This window comes from Methanosarcina sp. UBA289 (genome assembly GCA_002496565.1).
Classification (GTDB): domain Archaea; phylum Halobacteriota; class Methanosarcinia; order Methanosarcinales; family Methanosarcinaceae; genus Methanosarcina.
In genome coordinates this window covers 1-19,893 of sequence record DAKJ01000019.1, presented here as the reverse complement: position 1 = coordinate 19,893, position 19,893 = coordinate 1, and the positions used below count along the sequence as shown (strand labels likewise).

Sequence of the window (19,893 nt, the reverse complement as noted above, 5' to 3'; positions counted from 1 at the left end):
ATATCCACACAAAACAACGAAGAACCTTTATTTTAATTCAAAAGTTAGTATTTGTTGGCTTAGTTGGCAGTGTGATATAATGAACGATGATAACAAAATATTCCTTTCCTACTCTCATAGAAACGCGGATTTGGCAAATGAAATTGATAGTGCACTTTATTTAAAAGGAATTAAAGTCACAAGAGACATAAGAGACGTAAGATGTTCCCAAAGCTTCAAAGAATTTATGAAAACTGTCGAAAACCATGATATCGTTTTGATGTTAATTAGTGATCAGTATCTAAAATCACAAGCTTGCATGTTTGAAGTCATTGAGACTATGAAGGAATCAGATTACAAAGAAAAAATAATAGCAGTTGTTAATGACGATGTATGTTTTGACTTGAAGGGAATAACGTATCTCAAATATTGGGAAGAAAAGAGACAGGTGATAGAGGAAGCTATAAAGGAACATCGCCAACAAACAATAAGGCCTCTAGAAGAAGAAAAAAACGAAATTATACTTATTGAAGACAACATTATGGAATTTATTGCTATAATAAGAGATCTAAAATATATACCGTTTAAAGAACTGACCAAACAATATACAGATTTATATGAAATGCTTGGACTAGAAAATGTTAATATTCCACCAAATTATGAGACTGTTACTGAAAATAACAATAGTGTTGGGCCCACAAGAAGATATTCTATTAATGTTTTAATAAACAAAAATTATCCCAAATGTGAAATAAAAGAAGCTATAAAAGAAATAATATTTTCTTTGAAACCGAATAATGATGTCATTTGGATATTTGCTTATAATAAGCTAGATGATATCGTAAATGGAAATTGGTTTTGTAAAGGATATTGGGTCTCATCCAATCTTGATAAAAGATGGCGTCCGATAGAAACGATATCAAATGATCAGATTGAGGATATTGAAATTACATGGAATAATGAATATGAAAGCCATAGAGAAGTATATAACTCATATTCAGGAACTAAAAGAGAATTACTAGAATTTACGGATTCATTAGTAAGGCAAGTGGTTCCAATTGCAGAAACTGCAATTAAGAAGTTTGATCAATTTCAAAACGGCGAAATTGCTGAAAATGATTTTCTTGATTATATGCACAAAGAACGACCAATCGAGAGTGAGTTATATTCACAGTCTATGGAAAGAAAGTTTGCAACATATGAATGTAATGACTATATCCAAAGATTCGACGGTTTATTTGCAATTGTCGACAATATGTTTTTGTATTATTCAGTAGAGTGTACAGATACGTGGTCTAGTGAAAATAAGAGAATAATGATGAACATTGATAAAGGTAATTTTTATCGAGAATTGACTGAATTGAATTACGAAAGAAAAAAGTTAAAATAAATTGAGAGAAGTTAAACAAGCAAACTTTTTCTGACTTTAACTTTCCTTTCAGATTCTTTCTTTTTCGTTCAACTCCTTTTCCAATGCTTCTCTAATTCTGCTTTCTCCTTCTCCCATTGTTCTCTTTCGATTTTTTTATCTTTCTTTTCTTAGGTGGATAAAATCAATTAACCGTTTCAAGATAATTTTTAAAACAATACTGTGACGATGAAATAAATCTTTTGAGAGGATTAGAAGAATAAATGAGAAAGAGAAAAGAGAGAGGTAGGCGGCTGCTTCATAAGAAGTCAGTCCGATATCCTGAAGAAACCTCTTATTTTGCATGTATAACTCAACTGCTGATAGTAAAATATGTTTCAAATCTGGGATTCACTTTTATATGAATAAAAAACCAAAAATAATAAAAAGTCTCTGAAAATTACAATAGGTAACAATAATTTTCGGATAGACTCTTAGACCTCTCTTTCATCAATTCCTGTCTCAATGTTCAGGGCTTTGAGGTAAAGGCGCATGATTTTCAGCCTTTTTTCGGCAATCTCTTTCGCGGTATTGGTATTCAACTTCTCAGGAATTGTGAAAGGTTTATACTGCATATATTCATTAAAACCTTCAATAGGGTCTTCAATATACACGGTTCTTTTTGAGCTTCCCTTATCCATACCTGTTGTATGCTTTAGCATCCTAAGAGCTCCCATAGAAAGAACAGCCCTAAAGATCCCTACTGCTCCAAGGGCATCAAGCCTGTCGGCATCCTGCAAAATTCTGGCTTCTAGATTTTCCGGGCTTTTCCCTGCGCTGAAACGATGTGTCCGGATGCAGTTTGTAACAGCTTCAATAACTTCTTTTCCAAGCCCTGCTTTCGAGAGAAATTCAGATGCGATGTCGGCACTATATACGGCATGGTCGCCACCTTCTTCATGTTCCTTAATTACACCGACATCATGGAGGAGAGCTGCAAGCTGGAGTACAAGAGGATCTCCTCCTTCTTTTTCCCTGATTTCCAGACAGAGGGATTCTACCCGGTTTATGTGGGTCATATCATGGGAACTGGGCTCTCCTTCAAGAAAAGAGGCTACAAATTCTCTCGTTTTTTCTATTAGGTCCATATTCAGTATTCCACTTCTGCAGCCATGGCTTTAAGGTGTTCCTGGATTTCAGAAATAGCCTCAAAGAGAGCTTTTTTATTATCATAAGTAGTGATTAATTTCACAAGTTCTTCTTTTCTCTCTTTTTTCAGTTCTACCCCGAGCTTGATCATGTTTTGGAGTGCTCTGGTAAGATTGTCTACTATTGAGATTGTAGCCATCCTTGAAGTCCGTGAAAGAGGGTTCAGGTCAATGGTTATAACAGTCTTTCCCATTTCTACAAGTTTTTCACATCGGTCGCCGTCTTCCAGCGGGACAAGCACAACGTCCGCAGAATAGATCCCTCGGCTCTCTACCAGTCGTCTGTCGTGAGAGAGTTCAAGGATTGCATCCGGATTTTTCCCAAGCACCTCGGAAGCCCCGTTGGCTTTGAGTTGTTCTATTATAAGGTGGACTCGTGTTTCAGTCCTGTGAAAGAGATTTACCTCAAGCTTTGCCCCTGTAACGTCTGCAAGGGCAACAACTTTCTCAGGAGCGAGAGCTGCGACATTGCCGTTTACGGAAATCACAGGGTTTTTCGCCAGAAGTAGGGCAGCAACTGCTGCTCTTTCAGCGTACAGGGCAGACTGTGTACTTCGCTCACCTAGAATGTAATCAAAGCTTTCACCTCTTCCCTGAGCAATTAGCCCCTGAATGCTCGTAATTCCCATTTTTACCCCGGCTGCAACCTTTTCTCGGGCTAGCAGGGATTCATACCTCGGGTGGTCTTTGGGTATCTCGGTCATATCGGTCTCTTACCTTTTTTAATTTACTTTATCGTACCTTTTTTATTTGTTACCTGAATTCGTAAATGAGTTTCATCAGTTTCAATATTTGCCTGATTAGTTCAGAGCACTCAGAGAAAACACTTAGATGAATATTCTGAATTATATATTATCTATTTGATCTCAATTTTCTATTTCTACTCTCTTTAATCTATAGGGGGATTAGTTACGTAGCAATTTTCTGCAAATATTTTCCTTTCCTTAGCCTATTCAAAGTATTTTTTTGTCTTGGACTTATTCCTTCATTAGTTTTGGTACACAGGTACTTATGCCATACTCTAATACCTGCCCGAATTCCTGGAGAGCTTCGTAGAGAGCGAATTCTTGAGAGTTAGGGGCAATTGCAAAAACCGTATCACCTAACATTGCCTGAGAAGCAAGTCCTCCGCATGCTTTTGCAGCCTCTATTACATCTTTTGCCCTACTGCTCATAAGGCCGGTCTTACTAGCGAAATCTTTTGATTGTTGCATAAAGTTCTCAATAGTGGGTTTTTTAAGCAGTTCCGCCATAGCTGCTTTTCCCGCACTGTTAATTCTTGCGGATGCAGCTTCATTCCTTAGGACCGAACCGGTAGAGATCTCGCCAAGCACGATGCAAAAAACCCTGGCTTCAGGGGCCGGAATCCTGTCAACAAGCCCAAATTCGGGCCCACCTGGCTGCATTCTGACTACTACTCCACCGCTGGACTGGGCAGCAATATCTCCAAGTCCACTGCAGTTGACAACTTCAGCTACATGGGCATATTCAGTCAGACATTTTACGGTCTGGTTCAGGGAAAGTGCACTGTTCAGGGCATAGGCTGTCCCGAGAGCTCCTGCACCTGAAGCTCCAAATCCGCATCCTGTTGGGATTTCTGCCCAGCTCTTTATTCTTACAGGCAATTCAGTCATCATCTCTGTGACTGTTCGAGTAGTTCTGCCTTCAACCTTTTTTCCATTAAGGAAGATCTCGGTTTCTTCTACAGATTTTCCGACCTTTACTTCGGTGGTGACGCCTCCATTCAGGACGATTCCGCAGCCTGTAGAACCCTTACGATGAGGATTTTCATGCTCGTGAATCTGGAAAAAACCTGTAATATGTCCCGGAGCATAGGCTTTTGCCAGAAAATCCTCTCCTTCACTCTCATATGTATACATAGAAAACGCCTTTTTACAATTTCAATCATTTTTTCAAAGTTCGTTCCTGTTTTGTAGAATACTTTGCAGAATGATTTTGGATTTTATGAAATACTCTAGAATATTTTGCAGGAAAATTTTTCTTTTAACAGATTTTTTACTTTAACAGATCAGCTATCTCTGCAAGGATAAAGGCTGCAAGTTTGCGTTTATTCCCTCTTGCATGCCTGGGTTCATTTTTTTCTCGCCCAAGCAAGTACAATTCATTCTCCTCAGTGCCCATTCCGCCTTTTGCGACGTCGTTTGCTGCAATCAGATCCAGCTTTGATGCTTTAAGGGTTGAGGCTGCTCTTTTTAGGAGCTCGTCTTTTTTAACCCCGGTTTCAGCCTTGAAACCTATAATTACAAGGTCAGGGTATTTTTCACGGCATTCTTTTATCAGTTTACGGGTCGGTTTCAATTTTAATACAAGTTCCCCTCCCGACTTTATCTTTTCGGGAGAAGGGTCGGCTGTATAATCTGCAATTGCTGCCGAACTGATAAGGATATCGTATCCTTTCTCAAGTTCCGAGAGTACTGCATCGGTCATGTCGCCGGCGCTCTCTGAAAAAATTTCTCTAATCCCTGCAAATCCAAGCCGATTTCGATGGACCAGCGTTACATCAGCCCCATTGCGGTACGCTTCAAGGGCAAGTTCCCTGCCGGTTTTGCCTGAAGCCCGGTTCGTAATAATTCTTATTGGGTCCAGACTTTCTGCAGTGGAGCCACTTGTAATAATTATCTTTCGGCTTTCAAGGGTTTTGCTTCCGAGAGTTCTTTCTACTTCGAGCACGATTTCTTCGTTTGCTGCAATTTTCGCGATGCCTTCTTCAAGTCTGGGGCCCACAATAGAGATTCCCCAGCTTTTCAATTTTACCAGATTCTCAGCTACAGCCGGGTGTCTGAACATTGATTCATGCATGGCAGGAACAACCATTACAGGCACGCCCGAGCCAAGAGCAGTCGTTGCAAACGAGGTGACTGGGGTATCGTCTATACCGTAAGCGATTTTTCCTATAGTGTTTGCAGTTGCAGGAGCTATAAGGAGAAGGTCGGCCCTGCCCTTGAGCCCGCAGAACTCCACATGTTCAACCCTGCCTCCAAGTTCGGTTATTGTAGGGTTTCCGGTAGCGTAATGCAAGGCGTCCGGATGCAGGATACGCGTGGCAGCTTCTGTCATGACAGCGTGGACTTCAGCCCCGTTTCTTATCAGTTCTCTTGCAAGCTCAACGGTCCTTACCGCCCCAATGCTCCCAGTAATGCCAAGAACTATGGTTTTCCCGGCAAGAGAAGCGCTTTTTTGTCCCTGGATCCAGAGTGTGGGATGGAATTTCTCAGCTCTGTATCCGGCAGTCTTTTGCCTGTCCTCTTTATCCATTTCATCTACTCGATCCGGTTCTTCTTGACCGGGATTTTCCTGGTTCGGGCTCTTTTGGCCTGTTTGGTTTTGAAAGTCTTTCAATGAGGTCTTCATTCAGGCACCGGAGTGATTTATAGGTTATAAATTGGAAGTAGGTTATAAATTGAAGGTTATAAGCTAGGCAATAATTTCTTAAATCAACTTGCTTTTCAGAAAATGCTCCTGAAAGCAAAGTGACATTCAATACGATATTATTAAAACTTTCGAAATAATAAGGATTAAAATTGACAAAGAAATTTTATAGAAAGCTTTTATTTTATTAACTCGGTATCTAAGTCAAAAATAACAGAGTGCGAGGGAGACAAATCAGCGACAAAAAAACAAAAAAAGAAGCCACTGAAGTTCCAAAAAAGGGTCTGGGAGCATTTCTAGGGAAGATTTCCGGAAAAGGGCAACTCGAACTTGAAATCGACCGGCTCAACTCGCAGATTGTTAAACTGGAACTCGACCTGCAGAGTGCAAAAACCCAGCTTGAAAAGAAAGAGGCTCTTGCAAGGCAGGCAGTTGCGGACAGGCAGGAAGCTGAGGCTCTTTTAAATCAGGAACGTACTCGAACCCGGACTCTTGCCTACGAGCTCGAAACAATCAGGGCTGAATCCCAGGATAAACTGAAGTTTTGCGGAATTGAAACCCTGAGTCCGCAAGCTATTGAGGCTTACCTCTCCAAACTCAAATCCTTTCAGACTCCTGCAGGTGGCCTGCTGACCGCTTATATGCCTCCAGGCACCCGTCTCTCAGGTGTGCTAAGTGAAAAAGTTCTTGATCGAGTAGAAGAAGAAACCCGTACGCTTCTTGACAGGCTTGATTCTGATACCGGCCTTGTACTTTTTTATGATTTTCACCGCATGGTCTGCGAGGCTATAGCTCCTCCTTTTCCGATCACTTCTGCAGCCTGGCAGCTTGGGCACAGTTTTGAGGTATCTTTGCTTGAAGAAAGTTTGAGTAAGGACTACCACATGCTCGTGCTTGTCCTGCATGCAGGCGAATCCTTCATAGGCTTTGCTCCCAATGCGCAAGTTTTCGATACTGAAGAGCTTATCCGCAGCAGTGTGAAGGAAAAGCACAGTAAAGGAGGCTTTAGCCAGCGCCGCTTTGAACGCCTGAGGGAAGAGGATATTGCACACCACATGGACAAAGTCCTCGAGGCCCTGGATAGGGTTCTTGAAGAAAACAAGTTTATTGACTGTGTTATCCTGAGCGGGGATTTTCAGCTAATTGGAGAAATCCGAAAGCGCCTTCCTTTCAATCTTGAGATAATTGAAAAGCCGTCTGACATCAGGGTCGAAAAAGCAGGCGGTGAAGATATCCTCAGGACTGTTTTAAGCTCCAGAAGATATCTGCTGTGAAACTGAGAGCATTTGCTGCAAATTGCTAGGAAAACATGTTTTAAAGCCTCGAAAAAGGTAGAAGTGAGACAAATTTATATCAAATCCTGAGCATGACTAGTGCAACAATTTCTGAATATCAGTTTCTGAATATCAGTTTCTAATATCAGTTTCTAATATCAGTTTCTAAATATCCGTCTATGAATATTAATCAGGATTGTATCATGTTTAACTTAATACATTCACATTTTTTTCATTTTACCTGCAAAAAACTACAATCTATCGCAAAAAATATCATTTATTACAATATTGCCAGGAAAGAACTTTCATCTTTGAAAAACTGTTTTTAATAAATTAATTTTATAGGATTGAGAATTCTCTATATGAAACTATCCCGAAATTAATATTATGGTGTAATTATATCTATTGTGGTGAGTTATATTTAGTATTATGTCATTTTATAAAATTTATTCTAAAATAATTTTTTAAAATAAATTTATTTTAGAAACAAATTATTCCCTATATATCTATTGTCTTTATATAAGGTATAAATATATTGTATAGATCCGTATTCTATTTATGTAATCCTGATATTCATCAGGAAATCTTTAGTGAAATTTAGATAAAACTTATGATTTTGATAAGTTTGAAGAAAAGTGACAGCTGACAGAATGTATGATACTAATGATACAGAAACGAACATGAAAATCTTCGAATTACAGGCACAAAAATATGAAAGTACTTTCAAGTACTTTCATGCCGAATATAATCGAATAAGAGAAATAAAGTCCAACATTCAATAAAGAGAAGGTATCGAAAGAAAAAAGAAGAGGAGAAGATCAATAAAATAGATTGAAATGAGTTAAAAACGAAAAGTGCAATAGAGAGATTCTTTAGCTGGATAGAGTTTTGTAAATGAGCTTTTTCAAGGTACGAACTCAAAATGCATCATACCCTGAAGTTGTAGTGTTAGTAGAAATAATGAGGTTGAATCAAATTCTGGATGAGTTTTATAATATAAAACAATTTATATAATTAGGAGAAAGGTTAGTTACTATTAAATAAGGTTATTTGAATTCAAATGGTAAAGATGCAAATATTAAAAAATGAAAGAAAAATACGTTTATGTAATTTCACTTCTGAATCTGTGGAACTTGGAATACTTCTTGCGATTGTAGGGGGATTTCTTGATGCTTACACGTTTGTTGGAAGAGGTGGGGTTTTCGCTAATGCCCAGACAGGAAATGTTGTGCTTATAGGCATGGAGGTTGCAACAGGAGAATGGGGGCAAGTGGTGCTTCACGCGATACCTATTCTGGCATTTATGATCGGGGTAGTGGTCGCCGAGATGATTAAAAAACCTTCAATGCGCCTGTTTATACCGGATTCCGAAAGAGCTGTTTTAATTCTTGAAATTGCAGTCCTTTTTATCATAGGTTTCATACCTTACACAAGTCCGAATATCATTGTAACCGTTGCGATTTCTTTTGTCTCTTCGGTTCAGGTATCTTCATTTCGCAAACTTGTTGGTTCCACATATAACACAACAATGATTACGGGAAACTTACGTTCAGCTACACAGGAAGCTTATTTTGCTTTCACAAGTAAAGACAATGAATCGGCCCGGCGAGCCATTCGATACTCTACAATTAACCTCTCGTTCTTAGCAGGAGCCATTTTGGGAGGGCTGCTTACGTCATTTATTGGAGTTAAAGCAGTATGGGTAGCTGTGATAATACTGATATGCTCTGTAATTTTGTTCAGTACAGACGATTGTAAGAGTAAGAATACTCATATTGAAGTATAAGATTCAGTGGACTATTAACAGTAGGTAAATGAATCAGTGACAATAAATCAGGAGATTTGACAAAGATCCGTGATTTATGACAAAACGAATTTTGCGTAACCTATATCAGCTTTCAGTGCAGGGAAAGTAACAATGGCAAGAGACAGAAGAGATTATTATTATCATCAGGCAAAAGAGGAAGGGTACCGATCCAGGGCTTCCTTCAAGCTCAAGCAGATTAACGAAAAACATCATGTTATCAAACGAGGAGACTCGGTTGTCGATTTGGGTGCAGCCCCAGGCGGCTGGCTCCAGGTTGCAAAAGAACTGTCCGGGGGGAAAGTCCTTGGCATTGATTTGCAGAGAATCGAGCCTATAGAGGGTGTCGAGACCATTCAGGGTGATATCAACGCCGAATCTACAATAAAAAAGATTATTCAGAGCGTAGGGACAAAAGGAACTGATGTTGTGCTCTGTGACGCAGCCCCGAACCTGTCAGGAAACTGGTCTTATGACCATGCAAGGTCAATTGAACTTGCGACTTCGGCCCTGGAATGTGCAAAAAAAATCCTCAAGCCCAAAGGGAATTTCGTTGTGAAGGTCTTCCAGGGAGACATGTTTAATGATTACATGCAGAAAGTAAGGGATAACTTTGTCCGGACAATGGCTTATTCCCCTAAAGCATCGAGATCCCAGAGTGCCGAGATCTACGTTATCGGAAAGAAGTTCCTGACAGCTCCACTCCGCAAAGGAGACAAATTCGTTGTGGATATCGAGAAACTGGGCTCAAGCGGAGACGGCGCAGTGCTCATTGAAGGGTTTGTTGTTTTCGTAAAGGAAGTTGAAGTAGGGGAAAAAGTCAGGATTAAAATAACGGATGTCAAGCCAAATTTCGCTTTTGCCGATGTCGCAGAAAGGCTTGGAAAAACCGAGAACCCTGAGCAATGAAACCTGAGTAATTTTAGAGTTCTGCTTAGTAAAGGGAAAAAAGAAATTAAAAGAAATATCGGTATGAATACGGAAAAATAAGCAGTAACAGAAAAAATAAGCAGTAATAACAAAACAAAACTAAAAAATTAAACAGTAATAACTTCACAATAGTAGCCAAAACAAGCAGTAACAACTAAGCAGTAATAGCAAAAATAAACATTAATATTAAACAATAAAAGATATAATGGCTTCCAAACACGGTGATCCGGTTGATTGATCTTCACACTCACACGATTTTTAGCGACGGGGAACTTATCCCGAGCGAACTTGTCCGGCGGGCGGTTATTCACGGCTATAAGGCTATTGCACTTACCGACCATGCCGATTATACCAACCTTGAACAGCTTATAGAAGCTGGACAGAAGGCAAAATATCTGGAAGAAGAATGGGATATCCGTGTTCTAGCTGGAGTCGAGCTGACGCATGTGCCTCCCAGAAAGATCGCTCCTCTTGCAAAGAAAGCAAAAGAGCTGGGCGCAGAAATCGTGGTCGTACATGGGGAAACCACCGCCGAACCGGTTGCTCCCGGAACAAATGCAGCGTCTGTAGCCTGTGAATATGTGGATATTCTAGCTCACCCTGGCCTGATTTCCGAGGAAGATGTCGAGAAGGCTAAAGAGAACAATGTCTGCCTTGAAGTTACAGCCAGGAATGGGCACAACCGAGCCAACGGCCACGTCGCCCGGCTTGCCCTCAATATCGGTGCAACGCTTCTGGTAAATACCGACACACATGATCCTGAAGACCTTATCACCGACGAAACTGCCATGAAAATTGCAATGGGAGCCGGACTTACCGAAGCAAGGGCAAGAGAAACGTTAAAAGCATCCGTGAGAAAAATAGCAGAGATCGCCTGAACTGTGGTTTTGTACCCAGTTCCTATTTCTTTCAACGCTTTTTCTTATTAATTTTATCATTTTTTGATTTATTCCTATTTCATGACCCTCTCTATCACCCTTATTCTTTCAATAATTTGTATAACCAATTTTAAATAAACTTGATACCAGCCCACTGAAACAATTTCTAGTGCATCACTTCCAAATTCTGGGAACAAAGCTGGAATTTTAGATTAATACTGGTAAATGGATATTTTATAGAAGAACCGTAGATGGATACGGATAAAACAGATACTAACGGGTTGAAAAACTATCTTTATATGTCTGTATCCATCTGTGTTTATCCATGGTTTATTGAGAATATAATAAATGGTGACTAGTTTTGAATAAAAATCGATATGTAAAAAAGATCAGAAGAAATTTTACACATTGAATAATATATTGAACAACTACTCTACTTATTGGACATCATCACAATTAATTAAAGAATAAGTATAATTTTAGATGTATTTACGATATTTATTCGAATTTATATTATAATGTCAAAATCGAAGATTTACAGTTTACGTTAAATGTATATTAGTTTTGAGAGATCGAGAATAGATGGGGGAAGTCAAATGAAAAATAAGGGGAAGTTAATAAGGGGAAGTTATATTCAATAGCCTTAGCTTCAGCAATCTTAATTTTTGCATTTTAAGTTTTAATCTTGCCAGTCGTATCAGCTACTCAGGTGACAAAAATTAATAACACAATGCTGCCAGTTGCTGCATTTACTTCCAATGTAATTTCAGGAAATGCACCTTTAGTTGTGTTGTTTACTGACACCGTCACCGGTGGAGTACCGACTTCTTGGCTCTGGAATTTTGGAGACGGTGTTACTGAATCTTACGTAGTAGATAGTAACCCTTTAGCAACTCCGTATGCAACGCACACCTACGAAAAACCAGGGAAATACTCTGTGACCTTATATCTGGATAATCGCGGCGGGAAATTATTCCCCTCAAGTAAGTTTTGCTTATTAACGTGATTTTTTTCTCTCCCATCTGACTTTTCTTGCTATTTCAGCTGCTTCCTGACTTATAGTATTGAAAATGCAGTAATTTCTGCTTCCTTACTACAATTCGCTCTGTCTCTATCTTCTCCTAGAAAGGAATATTCCAAACAGACTGACGATACAACTAATTACTTCAAACCCAGGCATGCTTTTATTCTTATTCACCTGGGATTGTTGTTCAGTATCCGGTTCTGTATCCTCTCCCGGAATGGTGCACATGTAGATATCAACTGTTGAATTGTTACCAGGTGCTTTATTTTCACCACTCCATACTATTATGTTACCGTAAGTAGCAAGATTATAAATTATATATTCACTGGTGGAAATCTTAGTTCCAGTGGAAGCTGAGAGATCGTAAACGTAGATGTTATAGCACAGATTTTCACCGGGCTGCAGGTCTTCAATATGTGGCCGATCAAGCCACACTATTCTGCTCCCGTAGATGGCAAGAGAACCATAGCCACTGGAAGTACCGTTTGCTGTCTCATTGGTAGTGATCTTAGTTTCTTTTTTTGTAGAGAGATCAAACGTGTAAATGTCAGGCTTTCCATGACTCGCATTATAATATACTATCCTGTCACCATAGATGACAGGAAGCACTGCTGATCCACTTGTGTTGATTTGAGTTTCCTCTGAAGTGGATATATTGTACATTTTGATATCAGAGTGTTTGAGGAGTCGACTGTCCCACTCATGAAATACTATCCTGTCACTGTAAATGGCAGGAATTCCTGGATATCTATTGACGACTATAGGAGTTTCCTTTTTTGTAGAAAGATCGTACATGTAGATATCACCTCGGCCTCCGAGACTATTAATATACACTATTCTATCCCCGTAGATGTCAGGAAAGCCTGAGATTCCGTTGCTGGTTATCCGAGATTCTTCAGAAGTGGAGAGGTTGTACATGTAAATATCAGCCCTTCCATTACTCATATTTAAAGCAGAGTATACTATCCTATCACCATAGATTTTAGGAAAGCCTGTTAATCCGCTGGTGGGAATCATGATTTCCATTTTTGTAGATAGATTATAAACATAGATCTCAGAGAGTTCGGTTTCGTTACTCCAATTCATATACACTATCCTGTCTCCGTAGATATCAGGAAAGCCCGCTGACCCACTGGTGGTGATCTTAGTTTCGATGATCTCAGGCAAAGAGTTTTGTGCAGTAGCTGCTGATGACGTAGATGATACGAGAACAAAAAATAACATCAGAGCTATTGTAGCTAAAGCTACTGAATATATTTTTTTATTAGTCTTCATTTAGTTTTCGTCCTTTCCATCATTCAGAAAATCTTAATACTTAAAGATATAACCATAAGTTTAAATCATTTCCTTAAACATTCAAACTTATAATATTATTTATATATTTGATTATTTAAATAAAATGTTTATAAATAATTAGAAAAACATTAATTTAGATTAGAAAAACAATTCAAATTTAAAATGAATTTTTATAATTTATTAGATAATTTGTATTAAAATAGAAAAATGCGTTTTTTTATTAAAATAAATCCCATTAAACAGGAATAATATATAACAGTAAATTCAAAACTGTTTTACATTATAGAAGATTCCAATAAACTTTTGAATTCAATTAATTGTAAACACTTTTAGATTCATTATAATCAACCAGGTTGAGAAGTTTTACGGAGTACACTGATATCAGAATCGTTATGTTGAGGATTAAAATGAAAGAAAAGAAATGTGATAAAATACGCAGAAGACATGTTCTCATAAAAGCTTTAGGAATATTGTCGCTGGCGCTTTTAATGGTAAGTATCGCAGGTGCGGAGTCGTTTGTATATGTTACAAACGCTGACGGAAACAATGTCTCAGTGATTGACACTGCCACAAATAAGTTTATAGCAAAAGTGCAGGTGGGAAGTAATCCTCTAGGAATTGTAGCCACACCGGATGGAAAAAAAGTATATGTGGCGAACTTTGGGAGCCTGGATTTCCCCGGCAATACTGTGTCTGTAATTGATACAGCAACTAACACTGTCACAGATACGGTTACTGTAGGTTTCTTTCCTTATTATGGAGTCACAGTCAGCCCTGATGGAAAAAATATCTATGTGCCGAATATGGGTAGCGGCAATGTCTCTGTAATTGACACAGCAACAAATAAGGTTACAGCCACAGTGGATGTAGGATACCATCCTGTTGGAGTTGCAGTTAGCCCTGATGGAAAAAAAGTATATGTGTCAAACTTAGACAGTGGCACTGTATCTGTAATTGACGCAACCACATACACTGTTATTGACACGCTTGATATAGTAGCTCCCTTTTGGATCGATGTCGCCCCAAATGGAAAAAAGGTATACGTAGCTAACCGCCTCAATGACACTGTATCTTTAATCGATATAGCAACAAACAAGGTTGCAACCATGGTGGTGGATGATGGAATCTATCCGCACGGAGTAATTAAAGTCAACCCGAAAGGAACAGAGGTATATTTCAATGGAATAAAGGAAGGAGTAAATGAGACGAGAGGGAATACCAACGCTGTCTATGTAGTTGACACAGCTACAAATAAGATTATAGCCAGGGTAAAGTTAGGAAACTGGCCTACTCAAATGGTAGTCAGTCCTGATGGAACAAAGGTGTATACAACGGGCGGAAAGACTGTCTCTGTAATTGATACAGCGACAAACAATGTTACAGCCACAGTGGATGTAGGAGATGAGTCTTTTGGAATTGCCTTTGCAAATTTTACAGATTCCAATTCAAGTGATCTGAATACAAAGACAAACTCTGCTAAGAGAATACCTGTCGGATTTAATTTTTTGATTATCATGATAATTATTGTATTGTATATCCGGAAGAGGTCTACTTGAAGTTCAAGTGGAAAACTGCATGTATTTGTACAATGAAGAACGAACGGAAATGTGCCAAGTTTTCTGTAAAATTACAAATTTAGGAAAGTTTTTGATTCAAAAATCTATACCAATAGATCAATTTTTCCTATAGTATACAAAAACTTGACTTAGAATTTACAGCAAATCGCGACACTGTCACTATTTCTCTAAAAAATTGGTTTTTAGAGTGTACCTTTATTGGGAAAAGTCTAAATGCATATTTATTATCTAAAATAAGCATTTGATATCCTTAGTTTTAACACTGATTTGGAAGGACTCTAATGAACTTTCTTTATGCGCTTATTGCCCTGAAGTATACAGCATTTGTTTAAAAAATACACATGAAATTCTTCGAATAATAAGCATAAATAAATGAAAGTGCTTGAAAGCAATTTGAAAACACTTTCATACCAAGCTAAAGGTGAAAAAAGTATAGAAAAATCAGGTTAATTCAAAAGCCGCCTGCAAAGCAAATTACCGCGTAAGTCCTATACTATAAAAGCGTATAATATAGAAATCAAGATTTCATTTTTCGAGGTGTATTATACATGAGCGTTTATGTAATGCACTTTAATGAAGTCGATAGGACAAATTTGCCTGAGGTAGGGGGAAAAGGCTCTAATCTGGGAGAAATGAGCAAAGCGGGCTTTCCTATCCCGTCTGGATTTTGCATTACAACATCAGCTTATCGTGATTTCATTGCAGCAAGCAATGAGATCGGAAAATTCTTGGATTTGCTTGACCAGTTAAAACCGGAGCAACCTGACGAAATTAGCAAGCTGGGAAAGCTGATCAGGGACCACTTACTAACTATCTCCATACCCCAAACAATTGAATCATCCATCCTTGATGCATGGAAAATTGTAGGTGAAGAAAAGGCTTATGCAGTTCGGTCAAGTGCTACAGCTGAAGATTTGCCGACTGCCTCTTTTGCTGGCCAGCAGGAGACTTATTTGAATGTAAAAGGAGCAGATCAACTCCTTCAGGCCGTGCGGAAATGCTGGAGTTCGCTGTTCACTGACAGGGCAATTATCTACCGTATTAAAAATGGATTGGATCACCGTTCGGTTTATTTATCTGTAGTGGTGCAGCAAATGGTATTTCCGAAAGTTTCCGGGATTATGTTTACCGTGGATCCGGTCACCGGGAACAGGAATACTATTTCCATTGATGCTAGCTTCGGGTTGGGTGAGGCTCTCGTCTCAGGAATTGTTTCCGCCGACTCTTATCAGGTCCGCGAGGGTCAGATTGTCAAAAAGCAAATTGCGGAAAAGAAGAAAGCGGTTTATCCGGTCATAGAAGGGGGAACAGTGACTCAGGAACTCGCTCCTGAACTCCAAAGCAAGCAAGCTCTTTCTGATGACAAGATTTTGGAGCTAGCCCAACTCGGCCAGAAAATAGAAAAACACTACTGCTCGGAACAGGACATTGAATGGTGTCTGGCAGAGGATCGGTTCTATATCTTACAAAGCCGTCCCATTACTACTCTTTATCCCGTTCCTAAAGTGTATGAAAATCAACTTCATGTATTTCTATCGATTGCTCACCTGCAAATGATGACAGATGCCATGAGACCTATGGGGATTTCTATTTTTCGGGGAATATTTCCCTTTGGAAAAGACTCTGTATCCTTTTCCAATCCGATGATAGCGGAAGCGGGAGGCAGGCTCTTCCTCGACGTCACTCCTCTTTTGCACAATAAAGCTTTTCGGCGATATTTTATCTGGAGAATTGCTATTGTGGATGAACTAATGAGAGATGCTCTGGCAAAAATAATATCAAGCGAGATCTTTCAACAGGAAGCTAAAGCAAGCAAAGGCACAACGAAACAGGTTTTTGAATTATTCAAACCAATGCTTCCATTTTATCTAAAAGGTATCCCTGTGATTGTTGACAATTTATTCTTCCTCGATCCCTCTGGCATTATTGAGCGAGCCACATCTCCTATGGAACAGATCATCAATAAGTATAGATACAGTATAACGCAGGTCTCAGGGACAGAGCAGATTAAAAGGGTTCAGGAAAGTATGGAAAAGTTATTTCAGGAACTGAATAGCAGCATGATGTACGTACTGTTATCATTCATTGTCCTGCCAATTGCTGGCCGTCTGACCAGACTATGGTTGGATGAAGACCTTGATGTTGACGCGCTGAGTAAATCTCCTCCTGGAAACGTGACCGGTGAAATGGGGTTAATGATTGGGGATCTGGCCGATACAGCACGAAAATATCCTGAAGTGATAGATTATCTGGAAAGAGCGGAAGACAGAACTTTCTATCAGGGGCTCAGTAAAGTAAAAGGTGGGAATATATTCAGGACCGAGCTGGACAGGTTCATGGAGCTCTATGGCATGCGTTGTCCGGGTGAAATCGATATTTCAAACACTCGATGGTGGGAAGCCCCTACCCTGCTTGTTTCATCCATTCTAAACCACATAAAAAGTAATGCTCCAGGTGAACATCGAGACCGGTTCAGACAAGGCCGGAAGGAGGCTCAGGAAGCTATACAAAAACTTCTGGAACGTATTAGCAACACCCCTGCTAGAAGCCTCAAAGTAAGACTCATATCCAGACTTCTTTCCATTTATCGAAATTCTACAGGCCTACGTGAATTTCCAAAGTATGTCATTATTCGATTTTTTGATATCTATCGGCAGGCCATCCTGGCAGAAGCACAAGTTTTACATCAAAAAGGAGTTCTGGAGAGGAAAGAAGATGTATTTTATCTTTATTTTGATGAGCTAATTGAATTGTTAGAGGGCCGTTTTAATGAAGACCTGAAGCAACTTATAGACTCCCGTAAAAGAGCCTACGAACAGTACCAAAAGTTGACTCCTCCCCGGGTTATGACCAGTGAAGGGGAAGTTATTACGGGGGTTAGGAGCGATGTCGAGGCTCCGAAAGGTGCTTTAATCGGGACTCCTGTTTCAGCCGGGGTTGCAGAAGGATACGTAAAGGTTATCCTCAAACCCGAAGCTGCAAAGCTGAACAAAGGTGATGTTTTAGTAGCGCCTTTTACTGATCCAGGCTGGACTCCCCTGTTTTACTCTGTTAAAGCTCTGGTGGTGGAAATTGGTGGAATGATGACACACGGCTCTGTCATTGCCCGAGAGTATGGTATTCCTGCTGTTGTCGGCATCGAAAATGCTACCAAAATTTTAAAAGACGGCCAGCACGTACGTGTTGATGGTACCAGAGGTTTTGTACAGATTCTGGAATGAGAATAATCTTAATCAGGTACTTCAAAAAGGGCAGGATAATCCTGTTTTAATTGCACTAGAAGTTCTTTATCTAATTTTGTATCATAAAGGCTTTTCACTTTAGAAAGCTGGTCAAGTGATAAGCCATAGACCTCTCCAAGATTAGCTCCTTTAAGGTTCGTCCGCTTAAGGTTAGCTTCTGTAAGGTTAGCTCCTTCAAGATTAGCCCTTTCAAAGTCAGCTTCTTCAAGATTAGTCTGTGTAAGATTAGCTCCTTCAAGATGAGCCTCTTTAAAATTAACCCATTTAAGATTAGCTCCTTGAAGGTTAGCTCCTTCAAGATGGGCCTTTTCAAGGTGAGCTGCTTCAAGATTTACCCATCTAAGGTCAGCCCATACGAGATTAGATTCTTTTAGGTTAGCCTCTTTAAGATTAGCCTCAAAAAGGTCAACTCCTTTAAGGTTGGCTCCTTTAAGGTTAGCTCCTCTAAGGTTAGCCTCTATAAGGTTAGCCTTTTCAAGGTTAATTCCTTGAAGGTCAGCTTTTTCAAGGTCAGCTCCTTTAAGACTAGTTCCTTGAAGGTCTTTCTTCTCTGAAATATCCATTAATAAATAATCGTTTTAGGATTAAAATAAAGATTACTATACTGGAGAAATATCTTCTACTTCTCAGTATTACCTTCTACTTCTCAGTATTACCTTCTACTTCTCAGTATTATCTTCTACCTCTCATTATTCAATTTCTCATTATATTTTCCGTTTCCAAATTACTCATCTATTTTCCAGGTTTTATGCTATCTATACTTCTTATTTTTATTCTGTTTTCATTCTTGTTTATTTTTTCTTGTTTATTTTTTCTTGTTTTACAGCATAAGCTTCTAAAAAATTAATGAGTGCAGTTATCCCTTCATCAAAATTTTCTTTATATCTCTGGTATAATTTGCTATTCACGTCGATAGGATATGCTAAATCAATTAATTTTGCATGTGTATTCTTCGGATGCTGAAGATCAATTACAATCAGAACACTAGACGCGATAAACGTTTTTTGATTTTGATTTAACTTCTCTTTAATCAGATTTAGTTGAATTATAATTTTTCTTAAAGTAACGTCTTTACCTGCGTTTATTTTATCAAATTGTTCCCGCAAGAAGATCTCAGAATTTCTACCTATTTTTGCCCTGTTTCCATCCTCTATTGGAATAGCACGCCAGCCTCGAGTAGAAGATTTAGTGTAACGATCATATAGACTCATTTTTATTTTTTTAAAAAAAGTGCCAATCCGGTTTTTTTCTCTGGAGGTTGATAGTTGGGATCTAGATGCCGTACTTTTCCCTATTTTTATATCCAGAGCCACAAGTGAATGTTTTTGGATTCCGTAAAACATATTTTGCATTACTATAACATTCTTACCCATATTCCTTATTTCTTGGTTATCTTGATTGGTTCGTTCTGTATAAGGTATAATATCTTGAAGTCCATCTGGATTCTTATATATCTCATATTCTTTCTGATTTGTTCTCTTTGCTATTTTCCTTCCCTCATCTATTTTCCGAAAATTTCCAGCATGTCCTGCCATTAAAATGAGATTTTGAGTAATATTTAAAATGACATTTAAGGATTGTTTTCGGATTGTTTCAAGTCTTATACCCATTACCCATCATATCTACTTCTTGCTTCTTATCGGATAACTTTACCTGTAATAACTTTACCTGTATTTACTGAACTCAGTTAGTTCTGAGGGTTTTAATCCAGGATTTTGGAACTATATTTATTACTATATTTATTACAAGAAGATGCCAGAATATCTATTGTTATAGGTTTGATGGGGGTTGAACTAAAAATTCCTTATACCTATACTTTCAAAAATTGGCGGTCAGTAGCACCTATGCTTTAAAATAATAGGTTAATTAAAGTTTTTAGATTCATTCTAACCTTAATTTGACATTAATAGAAAAATAAGTACTCTTATTTTCGTTATTGATTT

Annotated in this window: 15 protein-coding genes; 8 read left to right on the top strand and 7 right to left on the bottom strand. The window is 38.7% G+C overall.

Features of this window, described 5'->3' with window-relative positions:
* Positions 1-1,369: toll/interleukin-1 receptor domain-containing protein (locus tag BP549_RS11780; protein ID WP_292380876.1), on the top strand; the 1,369-nt coding region annotated here is incomplete at its 5' end.
* Between the two features lie 452 nt (positions 1,370-1,821).
* On the opposite strand, the gene BP549_RS11775 is transcribed toward BP549_RS11780, so the two are convergent.
* From BP549_RS11775 to coaBC, 4 genes are all read right to left on the bottom strand, one after another.
* Positions 1,822-2,475 carry an HD domain-containing protein gene (locus BP549_RS11775; RefSeq protein ID WP_292380874.1) on the bottom strand — a complete coding sequence of 218 codons (654 nt, stop codon included), beginning with the start codon at positions 2,473-2,475 and terminating at the stop codon, positions 1,822-1,824.
* 2 nt (positions 2,476-2,477) lie between these two features.
* On the bottom strand, positions 2,478-3,239 hold the full coding sequence (locus BP549_RS11770) for a 4-phosphopantoate--beta-alanine ligase (protein WP_292380872.1): 762 nt from the start codon (positions 3,237-3,239) through the stop codon (positions 2,478-2,480).
* Positions 3,240-3,512: 273 nt separating this feature from the next.
* Positions 3,513-4,415, bottom strand: a complete 903-nt coding sequence (locus BP549_RS11765; RefSeq protein ID WP_292372283.1) for a pantoate kinase — start codon at positions 4,413-4,415, stop codon at positions 3,513-3,515.
* A gap of 136 nt (positions 4,416-4,551) precedes the next feature.
* The gene (gene coaBC / locus BP549_RS11760) at positions 4,552-5,811 is read right to left on the bottom strand and encodes a bifunctional phosphopantothenoylcysteine decarboxylase/phosphopantothenate--cysteine ligase CoaBC (protein WP_292380947.1); all 1,260 of its coding nucleotides are present in this window, start codon (positions 5,809-5,811) and stop codon (positions 4,552-4,554) included.
* A 332-nt stretch (positions 5,812-6,143) separates the two neighbouring features.
* On the opposite strand from coaBC, the gene BP549_RS11755 reads away from it, so the two are divergent.
* From BP549_RS11755 to BP549_RS11735, 5 genes are all read left to right on the top strand, one after another.
* On the top strand, positions 6,144-7,199 hold the full coding sequence (locus BP549_RS11755) for a Vms1/Ankzf1 family peptidyl-tRNA hydrolase (protein ID WP_292380870.1): 1,056 nt from the start codon (positions 6,144-6,146) through the stop codon (positions 7,197-7,199).
* A 1,126-nt stretch (positions 7,200-8,325) separates the two neighbouring features.
* Positions 8,326-8,985: a YoaK family protein gene (locus BP549_RS11750; RefSeq protein ID WP_292380867.1), complete on the top strand. Its 660-nt coding sequence runs from the start codon at positions 8,326-8,328 to the stop codon at positions 8,983-8,985.
* 132 nt (positions 8,986-9,117) lie between these two features.
* Complete coding sequence (locus BP549_RS11745) at positions 9,118-9,912, top strand: 23S rRNA (uridine(2552)-2'-O)-methyltransferase (RefSeq protein ID WP_292380865.1); 795 nt, start codon at positions 9,118-9,120, stop codon at positions 9,910-9,912.
* Between the two features lie 251 nt (positions 9,913-10,163).
* Positions 10,164-10,811: a histidinol phosphate phosphatase domain-containing protein gene (locus BP549_RS11740; RefSeq protein WP_292380863.1), complete on the top strand. Its 648-nt coding sequence runs from the start codon at positions 10,164-10,166 to the stop codon at positions 10,809-10,811.
* 730 nt (positions 10,812-11,541) lie between these two features.
* Positions 11,542-11,817, top strand: coding sequence for a PKD domain-containing protein (locus BP549_RS11735; RefSeq protein WP_292380859.1), 276 nt, complete (start codon positions 11,542-11,544; stop codon positions 11,815-11,817).
* Between the two features lie 105 nt (positions 11,818-11,922).
* Here BP549_RS11735 and BP549_RS11730 read toward each other — a convergent pair whose 3' ends face one another.
* Positions 11,923-13,059, bottom strand: a complete 1,137-nt coding sequence (locus tag BP549_RS11730) for a PGF-CTERM sorting domain-containing protein (RefSeq protein WP_292380856.1) — start codon at positions 13,057-13,059, stop codon at positions 11,923-11,925.
* 479 nt (positions 13,060-13,538) lie between these two features.
* On the opposite strand from BP549_RS11730, the gene BP549_RS11725 reads away from it, so the two are divergent.
* Positions 13,539-14,687, top strand: a complete 1,149-nt coding sequence (locus BP549_RS11725) for a YncE family protein (protein WP_292380854.1) — start codon at positions 13,539-13,541, stop codon at positions 14,685-14,687.
* A gap of 569 nt (positions 14,688-15,256) precedes the next feature.
* On the top strand, positions 15,257-17,929 hold the full coding sequence (locus BP549_RS11720; protein WP_292380852.1) for a phosphoenolpyruvate synthase: 2,673 nt from the start codon (positions 15,257-15,259) through the stop codon (positions 17,927-17,929).
* An 8-nt stretch (positions 17,930-17,937) separates the two neighbouring features.
* Here the strand turns inward: BP549_RS11720 and BP549_RS11715 are convergent, their stop codons facing one another.
* Positions 17,938-18,513, bottom strand: a complete 576-nt coding sequence (locus BP549_RS11715; protein ID WP_292380849.1) for a pentapeptide repeat-containing protein — start codon at positions 18,511-18,513, stop codon at positions 17,938-17,940.
* Positions 18,514-18,741: 228 nt separating this feature from the next.
* Positions 18,742-19,560, bottom strand: coding sequence for an inositol polyphosphate kinase family protein (locus tag BP549_RS11710; protein ID WP_292380846.1), 819 nt, complete (start codon positions 19,558-19,560; stop codon positions 18,742-18,744).
* Between the last annotated feature and the right edge of the window lie 333 nt (positions 19,561-19,893).